15 protein-coding genes are annotated in these 19868 nt (G+C 60.5%); 10 read left to right on the top strand and 5 right to left on the bottom strand.

What is annotated here, in order from left to right; genetic code table 11:
• The first annotated feature begins 64 nt into the window (after positions 1–64).
• The 5 genes from LOY43_RS25265 to LOY43_RS25285 all read left to right on the top strand — a co-directional run bounded on the left by LOY43_RS25265 (position 65) and on the right by LOY43_RS25285 (position 4273).
• Positions 65–664, top strand: a complete 600-nt coding sequence (locus LOY43_RS25265; protein WP_150694729.1) for a DUF2796 domain-containing protein — start codon at positions 65–67, stop codon at positions 662–664.
• Positions 665–817: 153 nt separating this feature from the next.
• The gene (locus tag LOY43_RS25270; RefSeq protein ID WP_090286721.1) at positions 818–1528 is read left to right on the top strand and encodes an ABC transporter ATP-binding protein; all 711 of its coding nucleotides are present in this window, start codon (positions 818–820) and stop codon (positions 1526–1528) included.
• A gap of 1 nt (position 1529) precedes the next feature.
• Entirely contained in the window at positions 1530–2795 is a 1266-nt protein-coding gene (locus LOY43_RS25275; RefSeq protein ID WP_095125519.1) for an ABC transporter permease, read from the top strand.
• Between the two features lie 11 nt (positions 2796–2806).
• Positions 2807–3325 carry a DUF3299 domain-containing protein gene (locus LOY43_RS25280; protein ID WP_095125531.1) on the top strand — a complete coding sequence of 173 codons (519 nt, stop codon included), beginning with the start codon at positions 2807–2809 and terminating at the stop codon, positions 3323–3325.
• A 249-nt stretch (positions 3326–3574) separates the two neighbouring features.
• On the top strand, positions 3575–4273 hold the full coding sequence (locus LOY43_RS25285) for an OmpW family protein (RefSeq protein ID WP_007910962.1): 699 nt from the start codon (positions 3575–3577) through the stop codon (positions 4271–4273).
• A gap of 379 nt (positions 4274–4652) precedes the next feature.
• Here LOY43_RS25285 and LOY43_RS25290 read toward each other — a convergent pair whose 3' ends face one another.
• Together LOY43_RS25290 and LOY43_RS25295 are read right to left on the bottom strand one after the other, a co-directional pair.
• The gene (locus LOY43_RS25290) at positions 4653–5585 is read right to left on the bottom strand and encodes an NAD-dependent epimerase/dehydratase family protein (protein ID WP_258708881.1); all 933 of its coding nucleotides are present in this window, start codon (positions 5583–5585) and stop codon (positions 4653–4655) included.
• Positions 5578–6462, bottom strand: coding sequence for a sugar nucleotide-binding protein (locus LOY43_RS25295; protein ID WP_095048822.1), 885 nt, complete (start codon positions 6460–6462; stop codon positions 5578–5580). Before LOY43_RS25295 ends, LOY43_RS25290 begins: the two co-directional genes overlap by 8 nt.
• 278 nt (positions 6463–6740) lie before the next feature.
• On the opposite strand from LOY43_RS25295, the gene LOY43_RS25300 reads away from it, so the two are divergent.
• Complete coding sequence (locus LOY43_RS25300) at positions 6741–11027, top strand: DEAD/DEAH box helicase (RefSeq protein ID WP_258708882.1); 4287 nt, start codon at positions 6741–6743, stop codon at positions 11025–11027.
• 115 nt (positions 11028–11142) lie between these two features.
• On the opposite strand, the gene LOY43_RS25305 is transcribed toward LOY43_RS25300, so the two are convergent.
• Positions 11143–13236, bottom strand: a complete 2094-nt coding sequence (locus tag LOY43_RS25305; protein ID WP_258708883.1) for a mechanosensitive ion channel family protein — start codon at positions 13234–13236, stop codon at positions 11143–11145.
• 461 nt (positions 13237–13697) lie between these two features.
• Here LOY43_RS25305 and LOY43_RS25310 point away from each other — a divergent pair, with 461 nt between their 5' ends.
• The 4 genes from LOY43_RS25310 to LOY43_RS25325 are packed head-to-tail and all read left to right on the top strand — an operon-like array spanning position 13698 to position 17672.
• Positions 13698–14624 carry a DUF72 domain-containing protein gene (locus LOY43_RS25310; protein ID WP_258708884.1) on the top strand — a complete coding sequence of 309 codons (927 nt, stop codon included), beginning with the start codon at positions 13698–13700 and terminating at the stop codon, positions 14622–14624.
• Positions 14621–15418, top strand: coding sequence for an endonuclease/exonuclease/phosphatase family protein (locus LOY43_RS25315; RefSeq protein WP_258708885.1), 798 nt, complete (start codon positions 14621–14623; stop codon positions 15416–15418). The genes LOY43_RS25310 and LOY43_RS25315 overlap by 4 nt, the downstream gene beginning before the upstream one ends.
• Entirely contained in the window at positions 15415–16689 is a 1275-nt protein-coding gene (clsB, locus tag LOY43_RS25320) for a cardiolipin synthase ClsB (RefSeq protein ID WP_258708886.1), read from the top strand. Before LOY43_RS25315 ends, clsB begins: the two co-directional genes overlap by 4 nt.
• Positions 16686–17672: a lysylphosphatidylglycerol synthase domain-containing protein gene (locus LOY43_RS25325; RefSeq protein ID WP_095048828.1), complete on the top strand. Its 987-nt coding sequence runs from the start codon at positions 16686–16688 to the stop codon at positions 17670–17672. Before clsB ends, LOY43_RS25325 begins: the two co-directional genes overlap by 4 nt.
• Before the next feature lie 115 nt (positions 17673–17787).
• Here the strand turns inward: LOY43_RS25325 and LOY43_RS25330 are convergent, their stop codons facing one another.
• Both LOY43_RS25330 and LOY43_RS25335 read right to left on the bottom strand, forming a co-directional pair.
• Positions 17788–18546, bottom strand: coding sequence for a S9 family peptidase (locus LOY43_RS25330; RefSeq protein ID WP_093434434.1), 759 nt, complete (start codon positions 18544–18546; stop codon positions 17788–17790).
• A complete protein-coding gene (locus tag LOY43_RS25335) occupies positions 18536–19645 on the bottom strand; it encodes a DUF3182 family protein (protein ID WP_258708887.1) in 1110 nt (369 codons plus the stop codon). Before LOY43_RS25335 ends, LOY43_RS25330 begins: the two co-directional genes overlap by 11 nt.
• Positions 19646–19868: the final 223 nt, after the last annotated feature.

Genomic DNA, 19868 nt, shown 5'->3' on the forward strand with positions numbered 1-19868 from the left:
ACTCTGCGCACTTTCGTTATAAGATTACATAACAAACTCTTCACTTTACTTCCCGGAGACCGCCATGCGTCGTCTGCTGCTCGCTTTGCCGTTTGCCCTGTTGCCGCTGGCCATCGCCCACGCGGCTGATGAGCATGACCACGATCACGACCATGAACACGGCAGCCTCGGCGCGCATGAACATGGCGTCGGCCGTCTGAATGCCGCGCTTGATGGCCAGACCCTGGAGCTTGAGCTGGAAAGCCCGGCGATGAACCTCGTCGGTTTCGAACACGTTGCCACCAGCGATTCCGACAAGGCCAAAGTCGCCGCCGCCCGTGCGCAGCTGGAAAAGCCGCTGACCCTGTTCAGCCTGCCCGCCGCTGCTGGGTGCAAAGTGGTCAGCCAAGAACTGGAGAGCCCGCTGTTCGGCGACAAGCCGGATGCCGACGATCACGACGACGATGAAGCGGACAAGGACGGCCACGAGCATCACCACGACCATAGCGAAATTCATGCGCACTACCAGTTCAACTGCGCCACACCGGGCGCGTTGAAGACTCTGGATCTAGCCAACGTTTTCAAGACCTTCCCGGCGACGCAGAAAATTCAGGTACAACTGATCAGCGCCAGCGGCCAGCAAGGTACCGAAGTGACGGCCAAGGCTGCCGCGCTGAAATTCTGATCACACCGAAAATCCCCTGTGATCCACCGCGATCCGATGTAGGAGCTGCCGAAGGCTGCGATCTTTTGATCTTGCTTTAAGAAGATCAGGATCAAAAGATCGCAGCCTTCGGCAGCTCCTTCAGGGGCTATGAAAACTCATGAAACTGGTGCCATGACCCAAGCACTCATCGAACTGTCCGACCTGGGCTTCAACTGGCCCGGTCACCCGCCGTTGCTGGACATCCCGGCGTTTCGTCTGGAAGCCGGCGAAACCCTGTTCCTCAAAGGCCCCAGCGGCAGCGGCAAGACCACCCTGCTCGGCCTGCTCGGCGGTGTGCAGAAACCCGGTCGCGGCAGCATTCGCCTGCTCGGCCAGGAACTCACCGAGCTCTCCGCGGGCGCTCGCGATACGTTCCGTGTCGATCACACCGGCTACATCTTCCAGCAGTTCAACTTGCTGCCGTTTCTCTCGGTACGCGAGAACGTTGAGCTGCCGTGCCACTTCTCGAAACTGCGTGCGCAACGGGCGAAACAGCGCCACGGCAGCGTCGATCAAGCCGCCGCCACCCTGCTCGCGCACTTGGGTTTGAAGGACGAAAGTCTCCTCAGCCGTCGCGCTGACTCACTGTCAATCGGTCAGCAACAACGGGTCGCTGCCGCGCGTGCCTTGATCGGTCAGCCTGAGTTGGTCATCGCCGACGAACCGACCTCGGCGCTGGATTACGACGCCCGGGAGAACTTCATTCGCCTGCTGTTCGCCGAATGCCGCGAGGCCGGTTCCAGCTTGCTGTTCGTCAGCCACGACCAGAGCCTGGCGCCGCTGTTCGACCGTCACCTGTCCCTGGCCGAACTCAATCGCGCCGCCACGTCTGCCGAGGTCTGAGATGTATCTGTTTCGTCTGGCCATGGCCAGCCTGGCCAACCGCCGCTTCACCGCTTTGCTCACGGCTTTTGCCATCGCCCTCTCGGTGTGTCTGTTGCTCGCCGTTGAGCGGGTGCGCACCGAGGCCAAAGCCAGTTTCGCCAGTACTATCAGCGGCACCGACCTCATCGTTGGTGCCCGTTCCGGCTCGGTGAACCTGTTGCTGTACTCGGTGTTCCGCATCGGCAACGCCACCAACAACATCCGCTGGGACAGCTTCGAACACTTCGCCAGCAACCCGAAAGTGAAGTGGGCAATCCCGATGTCCCTCGGCGACTCCCATCGTGGCTACCGAGTGATGGGCACTACCGAAGCCTACTTCGAGCATTACCAGTACGGTCGCCAGCAGCATCTGCAACTGGCGGACGGTCGTGCGTTTGCCAGCGATCCTTTTGAAGTGGTGCTCGGTGCGGAAGTGGCCGATGCGCTGCATTACAAGCTCGGTGACAAACTGGTGCTGGCCCACGGCGTGGCCGCGATCAGTCTGGTCAAGCACGACGACAAACCGTTCACTGTGGTCGGCATTCTCAAGCGCACCGGCACCCCGGTCGATCGCACGCTGCACATCAGCCTCGGCGGCATGGAGGCGATTCATATCGACTGGCACAACGGCGTGCCGGCGCGAGGTAATGGCCGAATAACCGCCGATCAGGCACGCAACATGGACCTGACGCCGCAAGCGATCACCGCATTCATGCTCGGCCTCAACAGCAAGATTTCCACCTTCGCCCTGCAACGCGAGATCAACGAATTCCGTGGCGAACCGATGCTGGCGATTCTGCCGGGTGTAGCCTTGCAGGAGTTGTGGAGCCTGATGAGCACCGCTGAAAAAGCGCTGTTCGTGGTCTCGTTGTTTGTGGTGTTGACCGGGTTGATCGGCATGCTCACGGCGATTCTCACCAGCCTCAACGAACGGCGTCGCGAGATGGCGATCCTTCGTTCGGTCGGTGCGCGCCCTTGGCATATCGCGAGTCTGCTGGTGCTCGAGGCGTTTGCACTGGCGCTGACCGGGGTGATTGCCGGGGTGGCGTTGTTGTACATCGGCATCGCCGCCGCCCAGGGTTACGTGCAGGCCAATTACGGTCTGTACCTGCCGCTGGCGTGGCCGAGCGAGTATGAATGGACGCTGCTCGGTGGCATTCTGGCGGCCGCGCTGCTGATGGGCAGCGTGCCGGCCTGGCGCGCTTATCGCCAATCCTTGGCCGATGGCCTGTCGATCCGTTTATGAGGATGTTCACCATGCCCCGCGCTGTACTCGCGCTGCTGTTGCTGATCGCCCTGCCCGTGTGGGCAGCGGCGCCGAAAGACCTGACGTGGTCGGAAATGATTCCGCCGGACGCCGCGCCGGAAGTGCCGAACATGACCCCGCTGCACGACATGTCGAAGATGAGTGATGCGCTGTCCGCCGAGTCCGCGCCAGCGGCCAAGCAGGACCTGCCGAACGCGCCGGTGGTGAAGTCCCTCGACGGTCAGAACATTCGTTTGCCGGGTTATATCGTGCCGCTGGAAGTCAATGAAGAAGGACGCACCACGGACTTTTTGCTGGTGCCGTATTTCGGCGCCTGCATCCACGTGCCGCCCCCGCCGTCGAACCAGATTGTGCATGTGAAAAGCGAGTTGGGCGTGAAGCTTGATGAGCTGTATCAGCCGTATTGGGTGGAGGGACCGTTGCAGGTCAAGGCGTCGAGCAGCGAACTGGCGGATGCCGGGTATCAGATGGATGCGGACAAGATTTATGTGTATGAACTGCCGGAGTGAATCCCGGTAGTTTTGTGCTGTTTGCAAGGGCCCCATCGCTGGCAAGCCAGCTCCCACAGTGATTGAGTCGCTCACAAATTTTGTGATCAACAACAAAACCTGTGGGAGCTGGCTTGCCAGCGATGGGGCCCTCAAAGGTTCCACAGAAACCCGCCCCTTCACTGTTTCATTGAGCTGAGTCAAAAGACCGTATCAGTTGGCTTCGTACCATAGGACATCGAACATTTTTAACGTCCTTTCGGAGCCCCCATGAACAAGTCCTTGCTCAGCGCTTCGCTGTTTGCCCTCGCGCTCGCAGCCCCGCTCGCCCACGCCCACGAAGCCGGTGACATCCTCATCCGCGCCGGTGCGATCACCGTCAACCCGAAAGCCGACAGCTCCAGCGTCAAGGTCGATCAGGGTCCGTTGAGCGGCACCAATCTGGGCGGCAAAGCGACCATGAGCAGCGACACTCAATTGGGTCTGAACTTCGCTTACATGCTTACCGATCACGTCGGCCTCGAGTTGCTCGCGGCCACGCCGTTCGAGCATGACGTCAAACTCAAGGGTACTGCCCTGCCAGCGGCCAACGGCAAGCTCGGCACCCTGAAACACCTGCCGCCGACCCTCAGCGTCGTCTACTACCCGCTGGATTCGAAGTCGCCGTTCCAGCCGTATGTCGGTGGCGGTATCAACTACACCTGGATCTATGACGAACACGTCGGCAGCGAAGCCAGTGCTAACGGTTTCAGCAACTTCAAGGCGAAAAACTCCTGGGGTCTGGCCTGGCAGGTCGGTGCCGACTACATGCTGACCGACAACATCATGCTCAACGCCCAAGTGCGTTACATCGACATCGACACCCGCGCCACCGTCGAAAACAACGCCGTTGCGCCGGGCACTCGCGCACGGGTGAATGTGGATGTGGATCCGTTCATCTACATGGTCGGTTTGGGCTATAAGTTCTAAGTCGATTGACCGAACGTTCACGTGGTGGTGAATGAGGCTTGGTGGTGAGCAGGCATAGAACTGACGGCGACCGTACGCAGTTGATCGGGGGATAACATCCCCTTGCCACAGGAGTAGCGACATATTCCGGCCGTGAAAAAGGCGCCTGTCAAAGGGCGCCTTTTTCATGTCTGCCTGGCATGCGTGGTGAGTTTGAGTCTCCCCCCTCACCCCAGCCCTCTCCCTCAGGGAGAGGGGGAAAGGGAGCCGATTTGGGTGCTTTTCAAATCCAAGTTCGACTCGGTATTTCACGTCGACGCATTTCTCACAAACGCTACGGTCAGTCCCCTCTCCCTCTGGGAGAGGGTTAGGCGGGCGGCGTTCCGATGAGGGGCTCTTTTCAGGCTCGCCCCAACAACCGCGCCAACCCCACGCTCATCGGCGTCTGCTGCGGCAGCTTGAAGCGTTCCAGCAGACGAGCGTTATTCGCCCGGGAATGACGGATATCACCGGAACGCGCCGGGCCATAGCTGATCGGCGGCAGCTCACCGACCACCGCTTGCAGGGCTTCAAGCATTTGCTTGAGGCTCATCGCCTGATTCCATCCAACATTCACCGCACCGACTTCCACCTCAGGTTTTTCGATGCCCTGTACCAGCAAATCGACCAGGTCTTCGACATAGAGGAAATCGCGCGTTTGCTCACCGTCACCGAACACGGTAATTGGCAAGCCTTTCTGTGCCCGTTCGCTGAAGATGCTGATCACTCCGGAGTACGGCGAGGACGGATCCTGACGTGGGCCGAAGATATTGAAGAAGCGGAAAATCACCGGCTCCAGGCCATGCTGGCGGCGATAGAAATCGAAATAATGTTCGCCCGCCAGCTTGTCCGAAGCGTAAGGCGTCAATGGGGCTTTGGGCGTTTCTTCATCAATCGACTCGCCCTCGCCATTGTTGCCGTACACCGCCGCGCTGGAGGCGTACAACACCCGTTTGACCCCGGCCAGACGCATGGCTTCGCAGACATTCAGCGTGCCAATGAAGTTGCTCTGGTGAGTTTTCACCGGATCGTCCACCGAGGCCTGCACCGACGCCACGGCCGCCAGGTGAGCGACTGCGCTGCAGCCTTGCATGGCTCTGGCCACCAGCGCCGCATCGGCGACATCGCCGACAATCAGCTCAACCTTGGAGTTATCCAGCGGCAGGTTGCTGCGCTTGCCGGTCGACAGATCGTCGAGAATGCGCACCGAATGCCCCTTGGCAAGCAAGGCGTCGGTCAGGTGCGAGCCAATGAAGCCGGCTCCGCCGGTGATTAAAACAGTCCCTTCAGCCATGACGGTAGAACCTATCCAGTAAGCCCGGGAGTGCGGCGCGCCAGGCACGCGGTTTAATCCCGAAAGTGTGCAGAATTTTCTTGCAGGCCAGCACCGCGTGTTGCGGCTCTTCGGCAGCGTCCGGTCGCGCGGCGTGAGCCTGGGCGGTTGGTGCTTCGATCGCTAGGGCGTGCAGGCTGCGCGCTTCGGTCAGAATCGCCTGACCCAGCGCCAGCGGTGTGGTCGCTTCGTGGCCGGCGTAGTGGTAAGTGCCCCACAGTGGCGCGGCGCAATCGAGTTGCTTGAGCACGGAAATAATCACCCGTGCGGCGTCATCGACCGGCGTCGGGTTACCCCGGCGATCATCGGCCAGGAGCAATTCTTCTGGCTGCTCGGCACGAGCGAGGAAGCGCCCGAGGGTGCCCTCCGGGCTGTCGTCGAGCAACCAGCCAAATCGTAGCAAAACGTGTTGCGGGCAAGTGGCGCGCACACTTTGTTCAATTCGCCACAACGCCTGACCGCGCAGGCCCAATGGTACCGGTTCGTCTTTTTCGCTGTACGCCGTGGCCCGCGAACCATCGAACACCCGATAACTGGAGGGCTGCACGAGGACGATGTTGTGGTGCTGGCACAGTTCGGCCAGACGCTCGATCGCACGTTCCTGCCCGGCCATGCGGCTTTCGCTGACGGTTTCGGCCTGGAACCAGTCGAAATAGTAGGCGAGGTTGATCAATGCATCGGGACGGGTGTCGTCGAGCAATTGGGTCAGGCTCGCGGCATCCCAGCCGTTTTCGGGCGGGCGGGGGGCGAGGAAACCGATGTCTTCCTCTGCACCGAGGCGAATCAGCGCCTGCCCAAGGGCATTTCCGCCGCCCAGTAACATAAGGCGCATTCGCATAGAGTCAGCAGGCCCAGTCTGATTGGAACGATGGCTTTAGCGACGGTTCTTGTGAAACCGTCGTCGATAATTGCCGGAATCGTTGCATTTTGCGGGTTTAGTGCGCAACCGTCATCCGTAAAGTGTACATCCCGGATATTTGTAGCGCTTCGACTGGCGCCATCGCGAGCAGGCTCACTCCTACAATTGAAATGCATTCCCCTGTAGGAGTGAGCCTGCTCGCGATGAGGCCCGAACGGTACTTGCATCTTCACACCCGCGCCCGCATAACTTAAGCCATGAATCTGCCCATCCCCACGGACGCGGCCCTGGCAGGCTTTCACCCCGCCGTCAGTGCCTGGTTCAGCAACACATTCGCGACGGTCACCGCCGCCCAGGCCCGCGCATGGCCGTTGATCCGCCAGCGCCGTTCGACGCTGATCGCCGCGCCCACCGGCTCCGGCAAAACCCTCACTGCGTTTCTGGCCGTGCTCGACGACCTCGTCCACCGAGGCCTGGAAGATCCCGACGGCCTGCCCGACGAAACCCTGGTGGTCTACGTCTCGCCACTGAAGGCGCTTTCCAACGACATTCGCATCAACCTGCAAAACCCATTGGCGGGGATCACCGAACACCTGCGGCAGATGAATCTGCCTGGGCTGGCAATCACCACCGCCGTGCGCACTGGCGACACCCCGCAAAAAGAACGCGCGGCCATGCGCAAGACCGCGCCGCACATTCTGGTGACCACCCCGGAATCGCTCTACGTGCTGCTCGGTTCGGAGTCGGGACGAAAAATGCTCGGCACCACGCGCACGGTGATCATCGATGAAATCCACGCGATGGCCGCCGGCAAACGCGGCAGTCATCTGGCCCTGAGCCTTGAGCGACTGCAGGCGTTATGCAGCGAACCGCTGACCCGCGTAGGCCTGTCCGCCACGCAGAAACCGGTGGAAGCCGTGGCGCAATTTCTCGTCGGCCACGACCGTCCCTGCGAAATTATTGACATTGGCCACGCCCGGCCACGGGATCTGGGTATTGAGGTGCCGCCAGTGCCCTTGTCGGCCGTCATGGCCAATGATGTCTGGGAACGGGTCTACGACCGGCTCGCAGAACTTGCGCGCGCGCACCGCACCACGCTGATTTTCGTCAACACCCGGCGCCTGGCCGAACGCCTGAGCCGGCACCTCAGCGAACGCCTGGGCAAACACGCCGTAGCCGCGCATCACGGCAGTCTGGCCAAGGAGTTTCGCCTGGACGCCGAACAACGACTCAAGCGCGGCGAACTGCAGGTATTGATCGCTACCGCCTCGCTGGAACTGGGCATCGATATCGGCGAAGTCGATCTGGTCTGCCAGATTGCCTCACCGCGCTCTATCGCCGGTTTTCTGCAACGTGTTGGCCGCTCCGGGCACCAGGTGGGCGGCACACCCAAGGGTCGATTGTTCGCCACCACCCGCGACGACTTGATCGAATGCACCGCCCTGCTCGACTGCGTGCGCCGAGGCGAACTCGACAACCTGCACATCCCGGTCGCGCCGCTGGATGTTTTAGCGCAGCAGATCATCGCCGAAGTCAGTTGTCAGGAATGGCCGGAGGACGCCTTGCTGGCGATGTTCCGCCGCGCCTCGCCCTACCGCGATCTCGACGAAAGACACTATCAGGCCCTGCTGAGCATGCTCGCCGAAGGCTACAACGGTCGCCAGGGCATCCGCAGCGCCTACCTGCACCGCGACGCCGTCAGCCGCACCTTGCGTGGCCGTCGCGGTTCACAACTGACCGCCGTGACCAGCGGCGGCACCATTCCCGATAACGCCGACTACAGCGTCATGCTCGAGCCGCAAGGCCTGAACATCGGCAGCGTCAACGAAGACTTCGCAGTGGAAAGTATTGCCGGCGACGTGTTTCAGCTCGGCAACACCTCCTATCGCATCCTGCGCGTGGAAACCGGCAAGGTCCGCGTTGAGGATGCCCACGGCCAGCCGCCGACCATTCCGTTCTGGCTCGGCGAAGCGCCGGGGCGCAGCGATGAATTGTCATCGGCTGTCGCACGTCTGCAAGCACAGCTCGATGAACTGCTCAGCGACAGCCCCGGCAATCTGCAACCGGCACTCGACTGGCTGACTCAGACCCTCGGCCTCAACCTCGCCAGCGCCGAGCAACTGGTCGAATACCTGGCCCGCGCCCGCCAAACCCTCGGCGCCCTGCCCTCGCAAGACACGCTGCTGATGGAGCGTTTTTTCGACGAGTCCGGCGGCACGCAATTGATCATCCACTCACCGTTCGGCAGTCGCATCAACCGCGCCTGGGGCCTGGCCCTGCGCAAGCGCTTCTGCCGCACCTTCAACTTCGAATTGCAGGCCGCAGCCAGCGAAGACGCGATCGTCCTGTCGCTGTCCACCAGCCACAGCTTTGAACTCGATGACGTCTGGCGTTACCTGCACAGCAACAGCGCCGAGCACATCCTTATTCAAGCCGTACTCGATGCGCCGCTGTTCGGCGTGCGCTGGCGCTGGAATGCCGGGGTGGCACTGGCATTGCCGCGTTTTACCGGCGGGCGCAAAGTCGCGCCACAGTTGCAGCGGATGAAAAGCGAAGACCTGATCGCCAGCATATTTCCCGACCAAATCGCCTGTCTGGAAAACCTCGCCGGCGAACGGGAAATTCCCGAGCATCCACTGATCGAGCAAACCCTCGACGATTGCCTGCATGAAGCGATGGACAGCGAAGGCTGGTTGAATCTGCTGCGGCGCATGGAGCGTGGCGACGTGCGCTTGATCAGCCGCGACTTGCCGGCGCCCTCGCCGCTCGCCGCAGAAATTCTCAGTGCGCGGCCGTACACCTTTCTCGACGATGCACCGCTGGAAGAACGTCGCACTCAAGCGGTGATCAACCGGCGCTGGAGCGATCCGCAATCGACCGATGATCTCGGCGCGCTGGATGCGGACGCCATAAACGCTGTGCGCGCAGAAGCCTGGCCGACGCCGAACGCTGTGGATGAAATGCATGAGGCGCTGATGAGCCTGGCGTGCATCAGCGATGAGGAAGTGCAAACGAACGAAGGCTGGCGTGCATGGCTGGAAAATCTGGCCAGCAGTGGTCGCGCCTGCCGTCTACAGATCGATGCCGAGCATGGCTTGTGGCTGGCCCGCGAACGCCTAACGTGTCTGCAAGCGCTTTATCCACAGGCCAAATTGCAAGCCGAACTGGAGGCGTTGCCGGGATTCGATGAGGCGTGGACGTTCGATGAAGCGCTGGTCGAAGTGATCCGCGCGCGCCTCGGTGCCTTCGGACCGCTGCCATTATCCGCGATTGCCGAACCGCTCGCGTTGCAGGCCACTGAAGTCCATCAAGCCCTCGCCCAACTGGAGCGCGAAGGTTACGTGCTGCGCGGCCAATTCACGCCGGGATTGGAAGTAGAAGAATGGTGCGAACGGCATCTGCTCGCGCGCATTCATCGCTACACGGTCAAGCGCCTGCGCCGGGAAATCGAACCGGTAGCTCTGCAGGATTTCATGCGGTTTCTGTTCGACTGGCAGCATCTCTCGCCTTCTACTCGCGGTCAGGGTAGAGCCGTGTTGCCGGCGATTATCGGCCAGTTCGAAGGCTACGCGGCGGCGGCTTCGGCGTGGGACAGCGATATCCTCCCGGCGCGATTAAAAGACTATTCGCCAAGTTGGCTGGATGAGCTGTGCCGCAACGGCAAACTGGTGTGGACGCGCCTCAGTGCCCGGCAAAAAATCAGCGGTACGGCGTTGCGCAGCACGCCTATCGTGCTGCTGCCGCGCAGTCAGGTCGGCCTGTGGAGTGCGCTGGCCGAACAGACGCCGGTGAGCGAACTTTCGCCGAAAACCCAGAAGGTCTTTGAAGCCTTGAGTCAACACGGTGCGCTGTTTTTTGACGAGCTGAGTCATGAAGCGCACCTGTTGCGCACCGAGCTGGAAATCGCCTTGCAGGAACTGGTCGGCGCCGGCCTGGTGAACGCCGACAGCTTCGCCGGCCTACGCGCGCTGATCACCCCGGCGAGCAAGCGCCAGCAGCGCAGCAGTCGGCGTGGGCGCGGGGCGTTTATCGGTGGGATGGATGATGCCGGGCGTTGGGCCTTGCTGCGGCGCGGGGCGGCTGTGGATAACAGCGAGACGCTGGAACATGTCGCGATGACGTTGTTGCGCCGCTATGGCGTGGTGTTCTGGCGCTTGCTGGAGCGCGAGGCGGACTGGTTGCCGAGTTGGCGAGAATTGCTGCGCACGTTTCATCGACTGGAAGCGCGCGGCGAGATTCGCGGTGGACGGTTTGTCAGTGGTCTGGCGGGGGAGCAGTTTGCCTTGCCTGAGGCGATTCCGCTGTTGCGCGAAGTACGGCGGCGGCCGCATGACGGTAGTCTGGTCGCGGTGTGCGGGGTGGACCCGCTGAATCTGGCCGGGACGTTGTTGCCGGGGGTGAAAGTGCCAGCACTGGTGAGTAATCGGTTGGTCTATCGCGATGGTTTGCCGGCGGCGGCGGAGATTGCCGGCAAGCAGCAGTTCTGGCTGGAGCTGGATCAGATCGGCATGGAGCAGGTGCGCGGCAAGCTGATCCGGCATTGAGGTTGGCGGGTCTGGCGCCATCGCGAGCAGGCTCACACCTACATTTGGAATGCGTTCCCCTGTAGGAGTGAGCCTGCTCGCGATAGCGCTGGCATTCCCACCAAAAATTTACCCGTTAAGTCCGCGATTCCTGTGGCACCTCGCTCGCCACGACCTCACCCTCCTGCTGCCGATTCGGCAACAAAACCTGCTGTGGATAAGTCTGCGCGAAATGCACCAGCGGGCTGTTATCCACAAGCTTCTTCAAACGCTGGTTGAACGCCCGGCTCACCGCATACTGCCCACCGGATACCGTGCGGAACTGCGCCGTCAGCACCACGCCGTTCAAATCCATCTTGTCGACACCAAACACATCCAGCGGCCCTTGCAGGTTGTACTTTAGGAACGGGTCTTCGCGGATCGAGTCACCGGTCTCGCGAATCAGCTCGATGGCTTTATCCACATCCGTGTCGTAAGTGAACTGCACCGAGAAAAACGCAAAGGCAAACTGCCGCGATTGATTGGTCACCGCTTTGATCTGGCCGAACGGCACCGAGTGCACAAAGCCCTTGCCGTCGCGCAGACGCAGAGTGCGGATGGTCAGCCCTTCGACGGTGCCGGCATGCCCGGAATCAAGCACCACCCAATCGCCAATCGACAGTGTGTCTTCGATGATGATGAACAATCCGGTAATCACGTCCTGCACCAGTTGCTGCGAACCGAACCCGATGGCCAGCCCGACCACCCCGGCACCGGCCAGCAGTGGCGCAACGTTGATCCCCAGATTGGCCATAGTGGTGATTGCGCAGATCACCACGAGGATGATTTTGATCGCGTTGCGCAGCAGCGGCAGGATGGTTTTCACCCGTGTGCTCGGCTGGCGCGCCGCGCGTTTGCTGAGCGGCGGCTTCAACGCTTCCTGAATCGCTGTGTCGAGCACCACCCACAGCAACCACGTCACCAGGAAGATCAGGCCAATGCTGCTCAGCGCGTTACTGATGGCTCGTCCAACCGTGCTGCTCTGGGCAAAATCGAGCAGCGACACCCCCCAGATTCGCCCGAGGATATCGATGAATGCGATGGCGATGACAATCCGCAGCAAAGCGTGCAACAGGCTGAGAAAACGCTCCTTGTAGGCACTGCTGCGCTGGATTGCCTCAGCCTTTCGTGACTTGAACAGATGCTGCAGGATCGTACTGAGGAACACCGTGCCGATCAGCAACACCGTGGTGAACAACGCGCAACGCAGGGCCTTCTGATTGTCCTCGCCGATGCCAATCAGATTCACTGCCGAGACCAGCACCATCAGCACGATTGGCCAATACCACAGCCCCGAGAAAATCCGCAGCGACTCCTGCAACGAGGGTTGTTTCAGCCGCTGACTCAGTGAACGATTGCGGATCAGATGCGCCACCGGACGACGCAGGCGAATCACCAGCAAACCAAAAATTATCGAGGCGATCAGCCCGGTGAACACCGCGATACTGCTGGTGATGTTACCGCCCAGTTGTCGGGCGATCTGCGGGCTGGTCAGCGCATCGCTGAGGGCCGCGAGGAAGCCGATCAGGAACAGCGGACGCGGGCAATAATCACGAATGATCCGCGCCGCCGGACGTTTATGGCCGACGTTGAACATCACCACCACGCACAACAACATCGAGGTGGAAAAGATGCCGCTGCTGGTGGCGTAGGCCAGACACAGCGCCAGCGCGCGGCCGACCGAAGCTTGCAGAAAATGGCTGACGTACAGCGTCATCGGCAGGCAGATCAGCGCCGGCACGGTGTACGGCAGCAAGTAACCAATCAGATCCTGACTGCGCTGGCGGGTGCGCAACCAGCGGCCCTCACGCAGACGCTTGGCCATCAAACTGCCGAGCACGGTCAACAACGCGAAACTGCCTAGCCAGACGCCCGACAGCGTGAGGAAGTCCCCGGCGACGCTCCAGCCCGAGCGGTTCGAGGATTGGTTGACCAGTTTATCGACTTCATCAGCGGCGCGATCGGCGCGCAGGCGCCAGGCGTCGACCAGGTGTTCGTTGAGATCGAGCTTGTCCTGGACGTCGTCGATGCTCGAACTGATTGCACCGAGCAGACCGCCCTGCACAATCGGTTCAGGTTTTTCCGCCTCTTCGGCGGCGGCCGGGATGCCCGGCAACGCGGCGGCGTCGATTTCACTGGCGCCGAGAAACAGCAGTGCTCCCAGCAGAATGGCGATCCTGAACTTGCCCAAAACTCCGATCTCCCGTGGCTGAACCTGTAAGGAACTGATCGGTAATTGCACAGCAAGTTCAAGAGCACCCTCACCCCAGCCCTCTCCCAGAGGGAGAGGGAGCCGACCGAGTTGCCTGCGAAAAGTACATCGACCTGAAAGTCCTGAGTCGAACTCAAATCCTGAAAACCCTGAAGATCAGCTCCCCTCCCCCTCGCCCTCTCCCAGCGTGAGAGGGAGCTGACCGAGTTGCCTGCGAGAAGTACACCGACTTGCAAGTCCGGAGTCGAACTCAAACCCTGAAAACCCTGAAGATCTGCTCCCTTCCCCTCGCCCCCTCTGGGGGAGAGGGTTGGGGTGAGGGGGAGCGCTTTTGATCTTCGCTTTAGACGTGACCGTCCGTAACACCATCGAAACTTTCCCCAGCCGCCCGCAGTCATCAAAAGATACCGGCAACACGAGGACTTTCGACGGAGGGCGGCATGGCAACGATCCACATCGGTATTTCCGGCTGGCGCTACGCACCGTGGCGCGGGGACTTCTACCCCAAGGGACTGGCGCAGAAACGCGAATTGCAGTTCGCTTCGCGGGCGGTCAACAGCATCGAAATCAATGGATCGTTCTACGCCCTGCAACGGCCCGAACGCTATGCACAGTGGTACGACGAAACGCCGGACGACTTCGTTTTCAGCGTTAAGGCGCCGCGCTTCATCACCCACATCCGCCGCTTGCGCGAGATCGAAAAGCCTCTGGCCAATTTCTTCGCCTCGGGGGTGCTGGAGCTCAAGGAAAAGCTCGGGCCGATCCTTTGGCAGTTTCCGCCGAACTTCACATTCGAGCCTGAGCGTTTTGAACATTTCCTCGCGCTACTGCCCCACGATACCGAAGCCGCCGCCACCCTCGCCCGGCAACACGACGCTCATCTGCACGGTCACGCGAGCATGAAAGCCTGGCGTAGAAAACCGCTGCGCCACGCTGTGGAAATCCGCAACGACAGCTTCTTTGATCCCGATTTTGTGCGCCTATTGAAGCGCTACAACACCGCACTGGTGATCGCCGACACTGCCGATAAATGGCCATACCGCGAAGACCTCACCAGCGACTTTGTCTACCTGCGTCTGCACGGTGCCGAAGAGCTGTACGCCAGTGGCTACACAGCACCGGCACTCAAACGCTGGGCCGAGCGCATTGACGCTTGGCATCACGGCGAGCAACCAAAGGATGCTCATCTGATCGCACCACGCTTGAAGCCACGCGCACGCAAGTCTCGCGAAGTGTTCTGCTATTTCGACAACGACATCAAAGTCCGCGCGCCTTACGACGCCCGTGATCTGCTGCACCGTTTCGAACTGGATAAAGACCTCGTCACCACCCCCGGCGAACCCGCTGGCGAAGGAGTGTTGGCATGAGTATTCCAGAACCGGTCGGTTTTACAGACGAAGGTTCGGTAGTCGCGCCATCGGTACGCACGTTCACCGTGCTGACGGTCAATACCCACAAGGGTTTCACCGCCCTCAACCGGCGTTTCATCCTGCCGGAGTTGCGCGAAGCGGTGCGCAGCGTCGCCGCCGACGTGGTGTTTCTGCAGGAAGTCCATGGCACCCACGAACAGCACCCCAAGCGCTACAACAATTGGCCGACGATGCCGCAATACGAATTCCTCGCCGACAGCCTCTGGCCGCAGTTCGCCTATGGGCGCAACGCGGTGTACCCGGAGGGCGATCACGGCAACGCGCTGCTGTCGAAATTCCAAATCATTCGCCACGACAACCTCGACGTATCGATCAGCGGCAATGAGAACCGTGGCCTGCTCCATTGCGTCCTGCGCCTGCCCGGTGACGGCACCGAAGTGCATGCGATCTGCGTGCATCTGGGCCTGCGCGAAAGTCATCGCAACGCCCAACTGGATTTACTCATGCAACGCCTGGCGGAGTTGCCCGACGACGCACCGGTGATCGTCGCGGGCGATTTCAACGATTGGCGCCAGCGCGCCGATGCGCAGCTCAAACCCTGCGGCCTGCGCGAAGTATTCGCCGAGCACCAGGGCAAACCGGCGCGCAGCTTTCCCGCGCGCCTGCCAGCACTTCGGCTCGACCGCATCTACGTGCGCAACCTTAAAGCGAGCCGACCGAAAGTTTTGTCGAATCGTCCTTGGTCGCACCTTTCCGACCACGTCCCGTTATCGGTGGAGATCGAATTATGAACAGCGCGCCGCTGGAGAAATCCGCCGTGGAACCGGTCGCCATCACCCCGCCGACCCGCGAGCCCGGCCAGGTCGATGTCGAGTACCACTGGCAGGGCAACAACCGTGTCGAGTTGCTGGAAAACGGCGAAGAATATTTCCCGCGGGTGTTCGCCGCGATGCGCGCGGCAAAGAGTGAAATCCTCCTCGAGACTTTTATCGTTTTCGAAGACAAGGTCGGCGCCGAACTGCAGGAGATTCTGATCGACGCAGCACAGCGTGGCGTTCGCACCACGGTCAGCTTTGACGGTTTCGGCTGTGGCGAATTGACCACCGGTTATCTGACGGCGTTGAGCGAGGCCGGGGTGCACCTGCAGATTTTCGATCCAGCACCGAAGCACCTGGGTATTCGCACCAACTGGTTCCGCCGTTTGCATCGCAAGATCGTCGTGGTCGACGGACTGGTTGCGTTCGTTGGCGGAATCAATTTTTCCGGTGATCACCTGGCCGACTTCGGCCCCGAAGCCAAGCAGGATTATGCGGTGGAAGTTCAGGGCCCGGCGGTTACCGACATCCATCATTTCGCCTTGCTGCAAAGCGGTCGTCCCGGACGTGCACGGTTCTGGTGGCAACGCCGGCGCCAGCGGCGTGCGGAAATGGCCTTCAACGATCTCGATGGCCAAGTGCGTCTGGTGTTCCGTGACAACGATCAACACAACACCGATATCGAGGATGTGTACTTACAGGTACTGCGCCGCGCCAAACGCCGCGTGGTGATTGCCAACGCCTACTTCTTTCCCGGCTATCGTTTGCTGCGCGAGATCCGTAACGCGGCGCGGCGCGGCGTCGAGGTGCGCCTGATTCTGCAGGGGCAACCGGACATGCTGGTGGCCAAACTGGCGGCGCGCATGACCTACGACTACTTGCTCAAGGCCGGCGTGCAGATCCACGAATATTGCCAGCGCCCGCTGCACGGCAAAGTGGCGCTGGTCGACGAGGAATGGAGCACCGTCGGCTCAAGCAATCTCGACCCGCTGAGCCTCTCCCTGAACCTGGAAGCCAACGTGCTGATCCGCGACCGCGCGTTCAATCAGCATCTGTTCGAGCGCCTCGAAGACCTCAGCCGGAACCACTGCAAAGCCATGGACCCGAGCAAGTCCCCGCGTGGTCGAATCTGGCACATGACCGTGGGTTTTCTGGTGTTCCACTTTTTGCGGCATTTTCCGGCGATGGCCGGTTGGCTGCCGGCGCACAAACCACGGCTCAAGCCATTTCGAGGAAACACGCCATGAGCCATTCCGAAGCGCATTCGAGCAGCCATTCGGCACCAGCGACTCACTCGAAATGGAGTCGCTGGAAACGCCCGTTGAGCCTGCTGTTTTTCCTCGCACTGATCGTCTTGCTGACGCTGTTCGCCACGCGCATCGAGTGGGCCGAAGTGCTGCAAACCCTTGCCGACTTCAAGCTGCGCACACTGATCATCGCCGCCAGCCTGACACTGCTGAGTTTTCTCGTGTACGCCAGTTTTGATCTGATCGGCCGTACTTACATTCGTCAGGACCTGACCTGGAAACAGATCCTGCCGGTGGGGATCATCAGCTATGCGTTCAACCTGAACCTGAGCGCCTGGGTCGGCGGCATCGCCATGCGTTATCGGCTGTATTCGCGTCTTGGGGTGAGCAAAAGCAACATCGCCAAGATCCTCGGTTTGAGCCTGGCGACCAATTGGTTCGGCTACATGACCATTGCCGGCGTGGTGTTCAGCAGTGGGCTGGTGACAATGCCGCCGGGCTGGAAAATCAGCAGCAGTGCGCTGCAAGGCATCGGCGTGCTGTTGCTACTGATCAGTGCCGGTTATCTCGCCGCGTGCCAGTTTTCCAAGCGCCGTGAGTGGTCGATTCGCGGCGTGGAAATCAATCTGCCGTCGTTGCGCATGGCGGTCCTGCAACTGCTGCTGGGCGCGTTGAACTGGTCGCTGATGGCAGCGGTGATTTTCACTTTGCTGCCGAGCAAGCTCGATTATCCGTTGGTGCTGGGCGTGCTGTTGATCAGTGCGATTGCCGGGGTCATCACGCATATTCCGGCGGGGCTTGGGGTGTTGGAGGCAGTGTTTGTGGCGCTGCTGCAACACGAGGCTTCACGCGGCAGTCTGGTGGCGGGATTGCTGGCGTATCGGGCGATTTATTTTCTGTTGCCGTTGTTGATTACGGTGGTGATGTATCTGGTGGTTGAGGCCAAGGCCAAGGCGCTTCGGATCGAGAAAAACCCCTCTTGAGTTAGTTTTTGAATTCGAAATCGCTATCGCGAGCAGGCTCACTCCTACAAGTGAACGCATTCCAAAATGTAGGAGTGAGCCTGCTCGCGATAGCGTTAGAAAGAACACTAAAAAATCATGCTGATTGAATAATGCTCAACCGCTCGCCCACAACCATCTCGGTAATCCAGTCCACCAGAATCGAGGTGTAGGCCTGCTGCGACACCGGTTCGCTCAGCGCATGATCGGCGCCGTCGATAATCCGGTGGGTCAGTGAATGCGTCTGCTGGCACGCCGCGCGGTAACTCATGATCGCCGCATGGGGCACGTAATCATCGGTTTCCGACTCCACCAGCAAAACATCCCCGGTGAATTGTGAACAGGCATGCAGCGCCCGATTGGTGTCAGCCCGCACCAGCGTGCTGCGGTAATCACGCAGATCAGCCTTGTCCAGATCGCGCTTGGGTGTGTGCCATTGCTCATCGCGATACAGCGCCGGTACGCGCAGTGCCAGCCAGCGTACAGGGCGCAATGAGGTAAGGATGGCCGCCAGATACCCCCCATAACTGGTGCCGACCACGGCGATGGCCGAAGTGTCGAGCGCCGGATGCGCGAGCAAGCGGTCATACGCCGCGAGCAGATCACGCAGATTGTCTTCGCGGGTAACGCGGGTCAGCGGAATCCCGGTACCGCCGGTATGCCCGCGCAAGTCGAAGGTCAGACACACACACCCGAGACCGGCGATGCCTTTGGCCCGCTCCAGATCACGCTCCTGACTACCGCCCCAACCGTGGACAAACAACACGCCAGGCACTTTCGATTTGGGACTGAGAAAGGTCCCGCTCATCTGTTCATCATCAATGTCGATTTGAATGCTTTCGCTTCTAGCCGTCATAGGATTTGACCGTAACGTATTTGAGGAGAAATTCGCTGTTCTCAGCCGGGCCGCGATAGACCTCGATAGCATCCGCCGGCAACGGCTGATCGATGTAGGTTTCTACCGAAGACACACGGATCGCGCGCATCCCCGGATCGTTGACGAAGCTTTGCAACGCGGCGACTTCAGCACTGCTGGCACCGCCCATGCGCCACGATTGTTCGAGCACACCGCTGCGGTTTTTGCCGTTGCTGTCCAGACCTTGGGCGATGTCGTAGTTGCGCCGCGAAGCATAGAAGCGCGGATAGGCTTCATTGGCGGCAGCGTCGAAAACCTGCGCCTGCTCAATGGCCAGACGCACATCGTCGGGCAGGTCGAGCTTCAGCAGTTCGTCATACCCACCCTGCACGACCAACAGGTTCGAGCCGCCGTACACGTCTTCACCGTGGGCATCGTTGGTCAAGTATTGATCACCGCAGTAGCTCAACACTTTGTTGCCGATGAATGACTGGCCGACGCTGTGGGTGACGACATCGCTCAGGTCCTGCTCAAGCACCACGCCTTCGCTGAACTGCTTTTCAATGTCAGGCCGGGCAAGAATTTCGTCGAAGGCGTCGAGGTTTTTGATCACTTCCTGCCCCCGACCGGCGCAGGCGTGAACCGGCTTCAAACGAATCGGGCCGCTGTACAGCAGATGTTCGGCGGCGGGTCGCGCATCCTCCAGCGAGAACACGCTGAGCCCGTCGAGCACCACATTGCGCGTTCGCTCGGAAAATAATGGCGACCAGCCTTGCGGCGCGTGGGCCAGATGACTGCGCAGGCCGTGGCTGATGGCTTTGGTGCAGATGAAATCGTGCTCGACAAAGCCACCCCACAAATCGTCCGGACCTTTGATGCCGAGTTGCTGAGCGCTGGCATTACCGACGATGGTTTGCGTCGGTAGCAGATACAGGTCACGACCGCGATGTTTGTCCGGATCGTAACTGCCGCCAAATTTGCATCCGAGAATCTGCGCCAGCCAACGCGCCAGAGCTTTATTGGTTTGCACTTCGTGCTGCGGCGCGTCAGGGCGCACCGAATGGGCAACCACGATTTTCCTGCTGGGTGTCGGGGTCATGCGTCCCCCTTCCATCGGTTCGATGACTGTGGCGGTGAGAGGTGCAGAGATCAGGCCAACGGCTGCTCCACAAAAATCCTAGCCTAATCAGAAACTTGCCGAAATCGTACTGGCACCGCGCCCGTTTCAATCTGCACGACCGTGCGCAAAACCCCGGCAAATTGCACGATCCTGAACCTTACACGGTCGCCTGTAGGAGTGAGCCTGCTCACGATAGCAGTGG

This window comes from Pseudomonas sp. B21-041 (genome assembly GCF_024748675.1).
Taxonomy (GTDB): domain Bacteria; phylum Pseudomonadota; class Gammaproteobacteria; order Pseudomonadales; family Pseudomonadaceae; genus Aquipseudomonas; species Aquipseudomonas neuropathica.

Excerpts from the sequence above, each read along its gene's own strand:
- LOY43_RS25265 (WP_150694729.1), top strand. The coding sequence starts at position 65 with ATGCGTCGTCTGCTGCTCGCTTTGCCGTTTGCCCTGTTGCCGCTGGCC.
- LOY43_RS25270 (WP_090286721.1), top strand. The coding sequence starts at position 818 with ATGACCCAAGCACTCATCGAACTGTCCGACCTGGGCTTCAACTGGCCC.
- LOY43_RS25275 (WP_095125519.1), top strand. The coding sequence starts at position 1,530 with ATGTATCTGTTTCGTCTGGCCATGGCCAGCCTGGCCAACCGCCGCTTC.
- LOY43_RS25280 (WP_095125531.1), top strand. The coding sequence starts at position 2,807 with ATGCCCCGCGCTGTACTCGCGCTGCTGTTGCTGATCGCCCTGCCCGTG.
- LOY43_RS25285 (WP_007910962.1), top strand. The coding sequence starts at position 3,575 with ATGAACAAGTCCTTGCTCAGCGCTTCGCTGTTTGCCCTCGCGCTCGCA.
- LOY43_RS25290 (WP_258708881.1), bottom strand. The coding sequence starts at position 5,585 with ATGGCTGAAGGGACTGTTTTAATCACCGGCGGAGCCGGCTTCATTGGC.
- LOY43_RS25295 (WP_095048822.1), bottom strand. The coding sequence starts at position 6,462 with ATGCGAATGCGCCTTATGTTACTGGGCGGCGGAAATGCCCTTGGGCAG.
- LOY43_RS25300 (WP_258708882.1), top strand. The coding sequence starts at position 6,741 with ATGAATCTGCCCATCCCCACGGACGCGGCCCTGGCAGGCTTTCACCCC.
- LOY43_RS25310 (WP_258708884.1), top strand. The coding sequence starts at position 13,698 with ATGGCAACGATCCACATCGGTATTTCCGGCTGGCGCTACGCACCGTGG.
- LOY43_RS25315 (WP_258708885.1), top strand. The coding sequence starts at position 14,621 with ATGAGTATTCCAGAACCGGTCGGTTTTACAGACGAAGGTTCGGTAGTC.
- clsB (WP_258708886.1), top strand. The coding sequence starts at position 15,415 with ATGAACAGCGCGCCGCTGGAGAAATCCGCCGTGGAACCGGTCGCCATC.
- LOY43_RS25325 (WP_095048828.1), top strand. The coding sequence starts at position 16,686 with ATGAGCCATTCCGAAGCGCATTCGAGCAGCCATTCGGCACCAGCGACT.
- LOY43_RS25330 (WP_093434434.1), bottom strand. The coding sequence starts at position 18,546 with ATGACGGCTAGAAGCGAAAGCATTCAAATCGACATTGATGATGAACAG.
- LOY43_RS25335 (WP_258708887.1), bottom strand. The coding sequence starts at position 19,645 with ATGACCCCGACACCCAGCAGGAAAATCGTGGTTGCCCATTCGGTGCGC.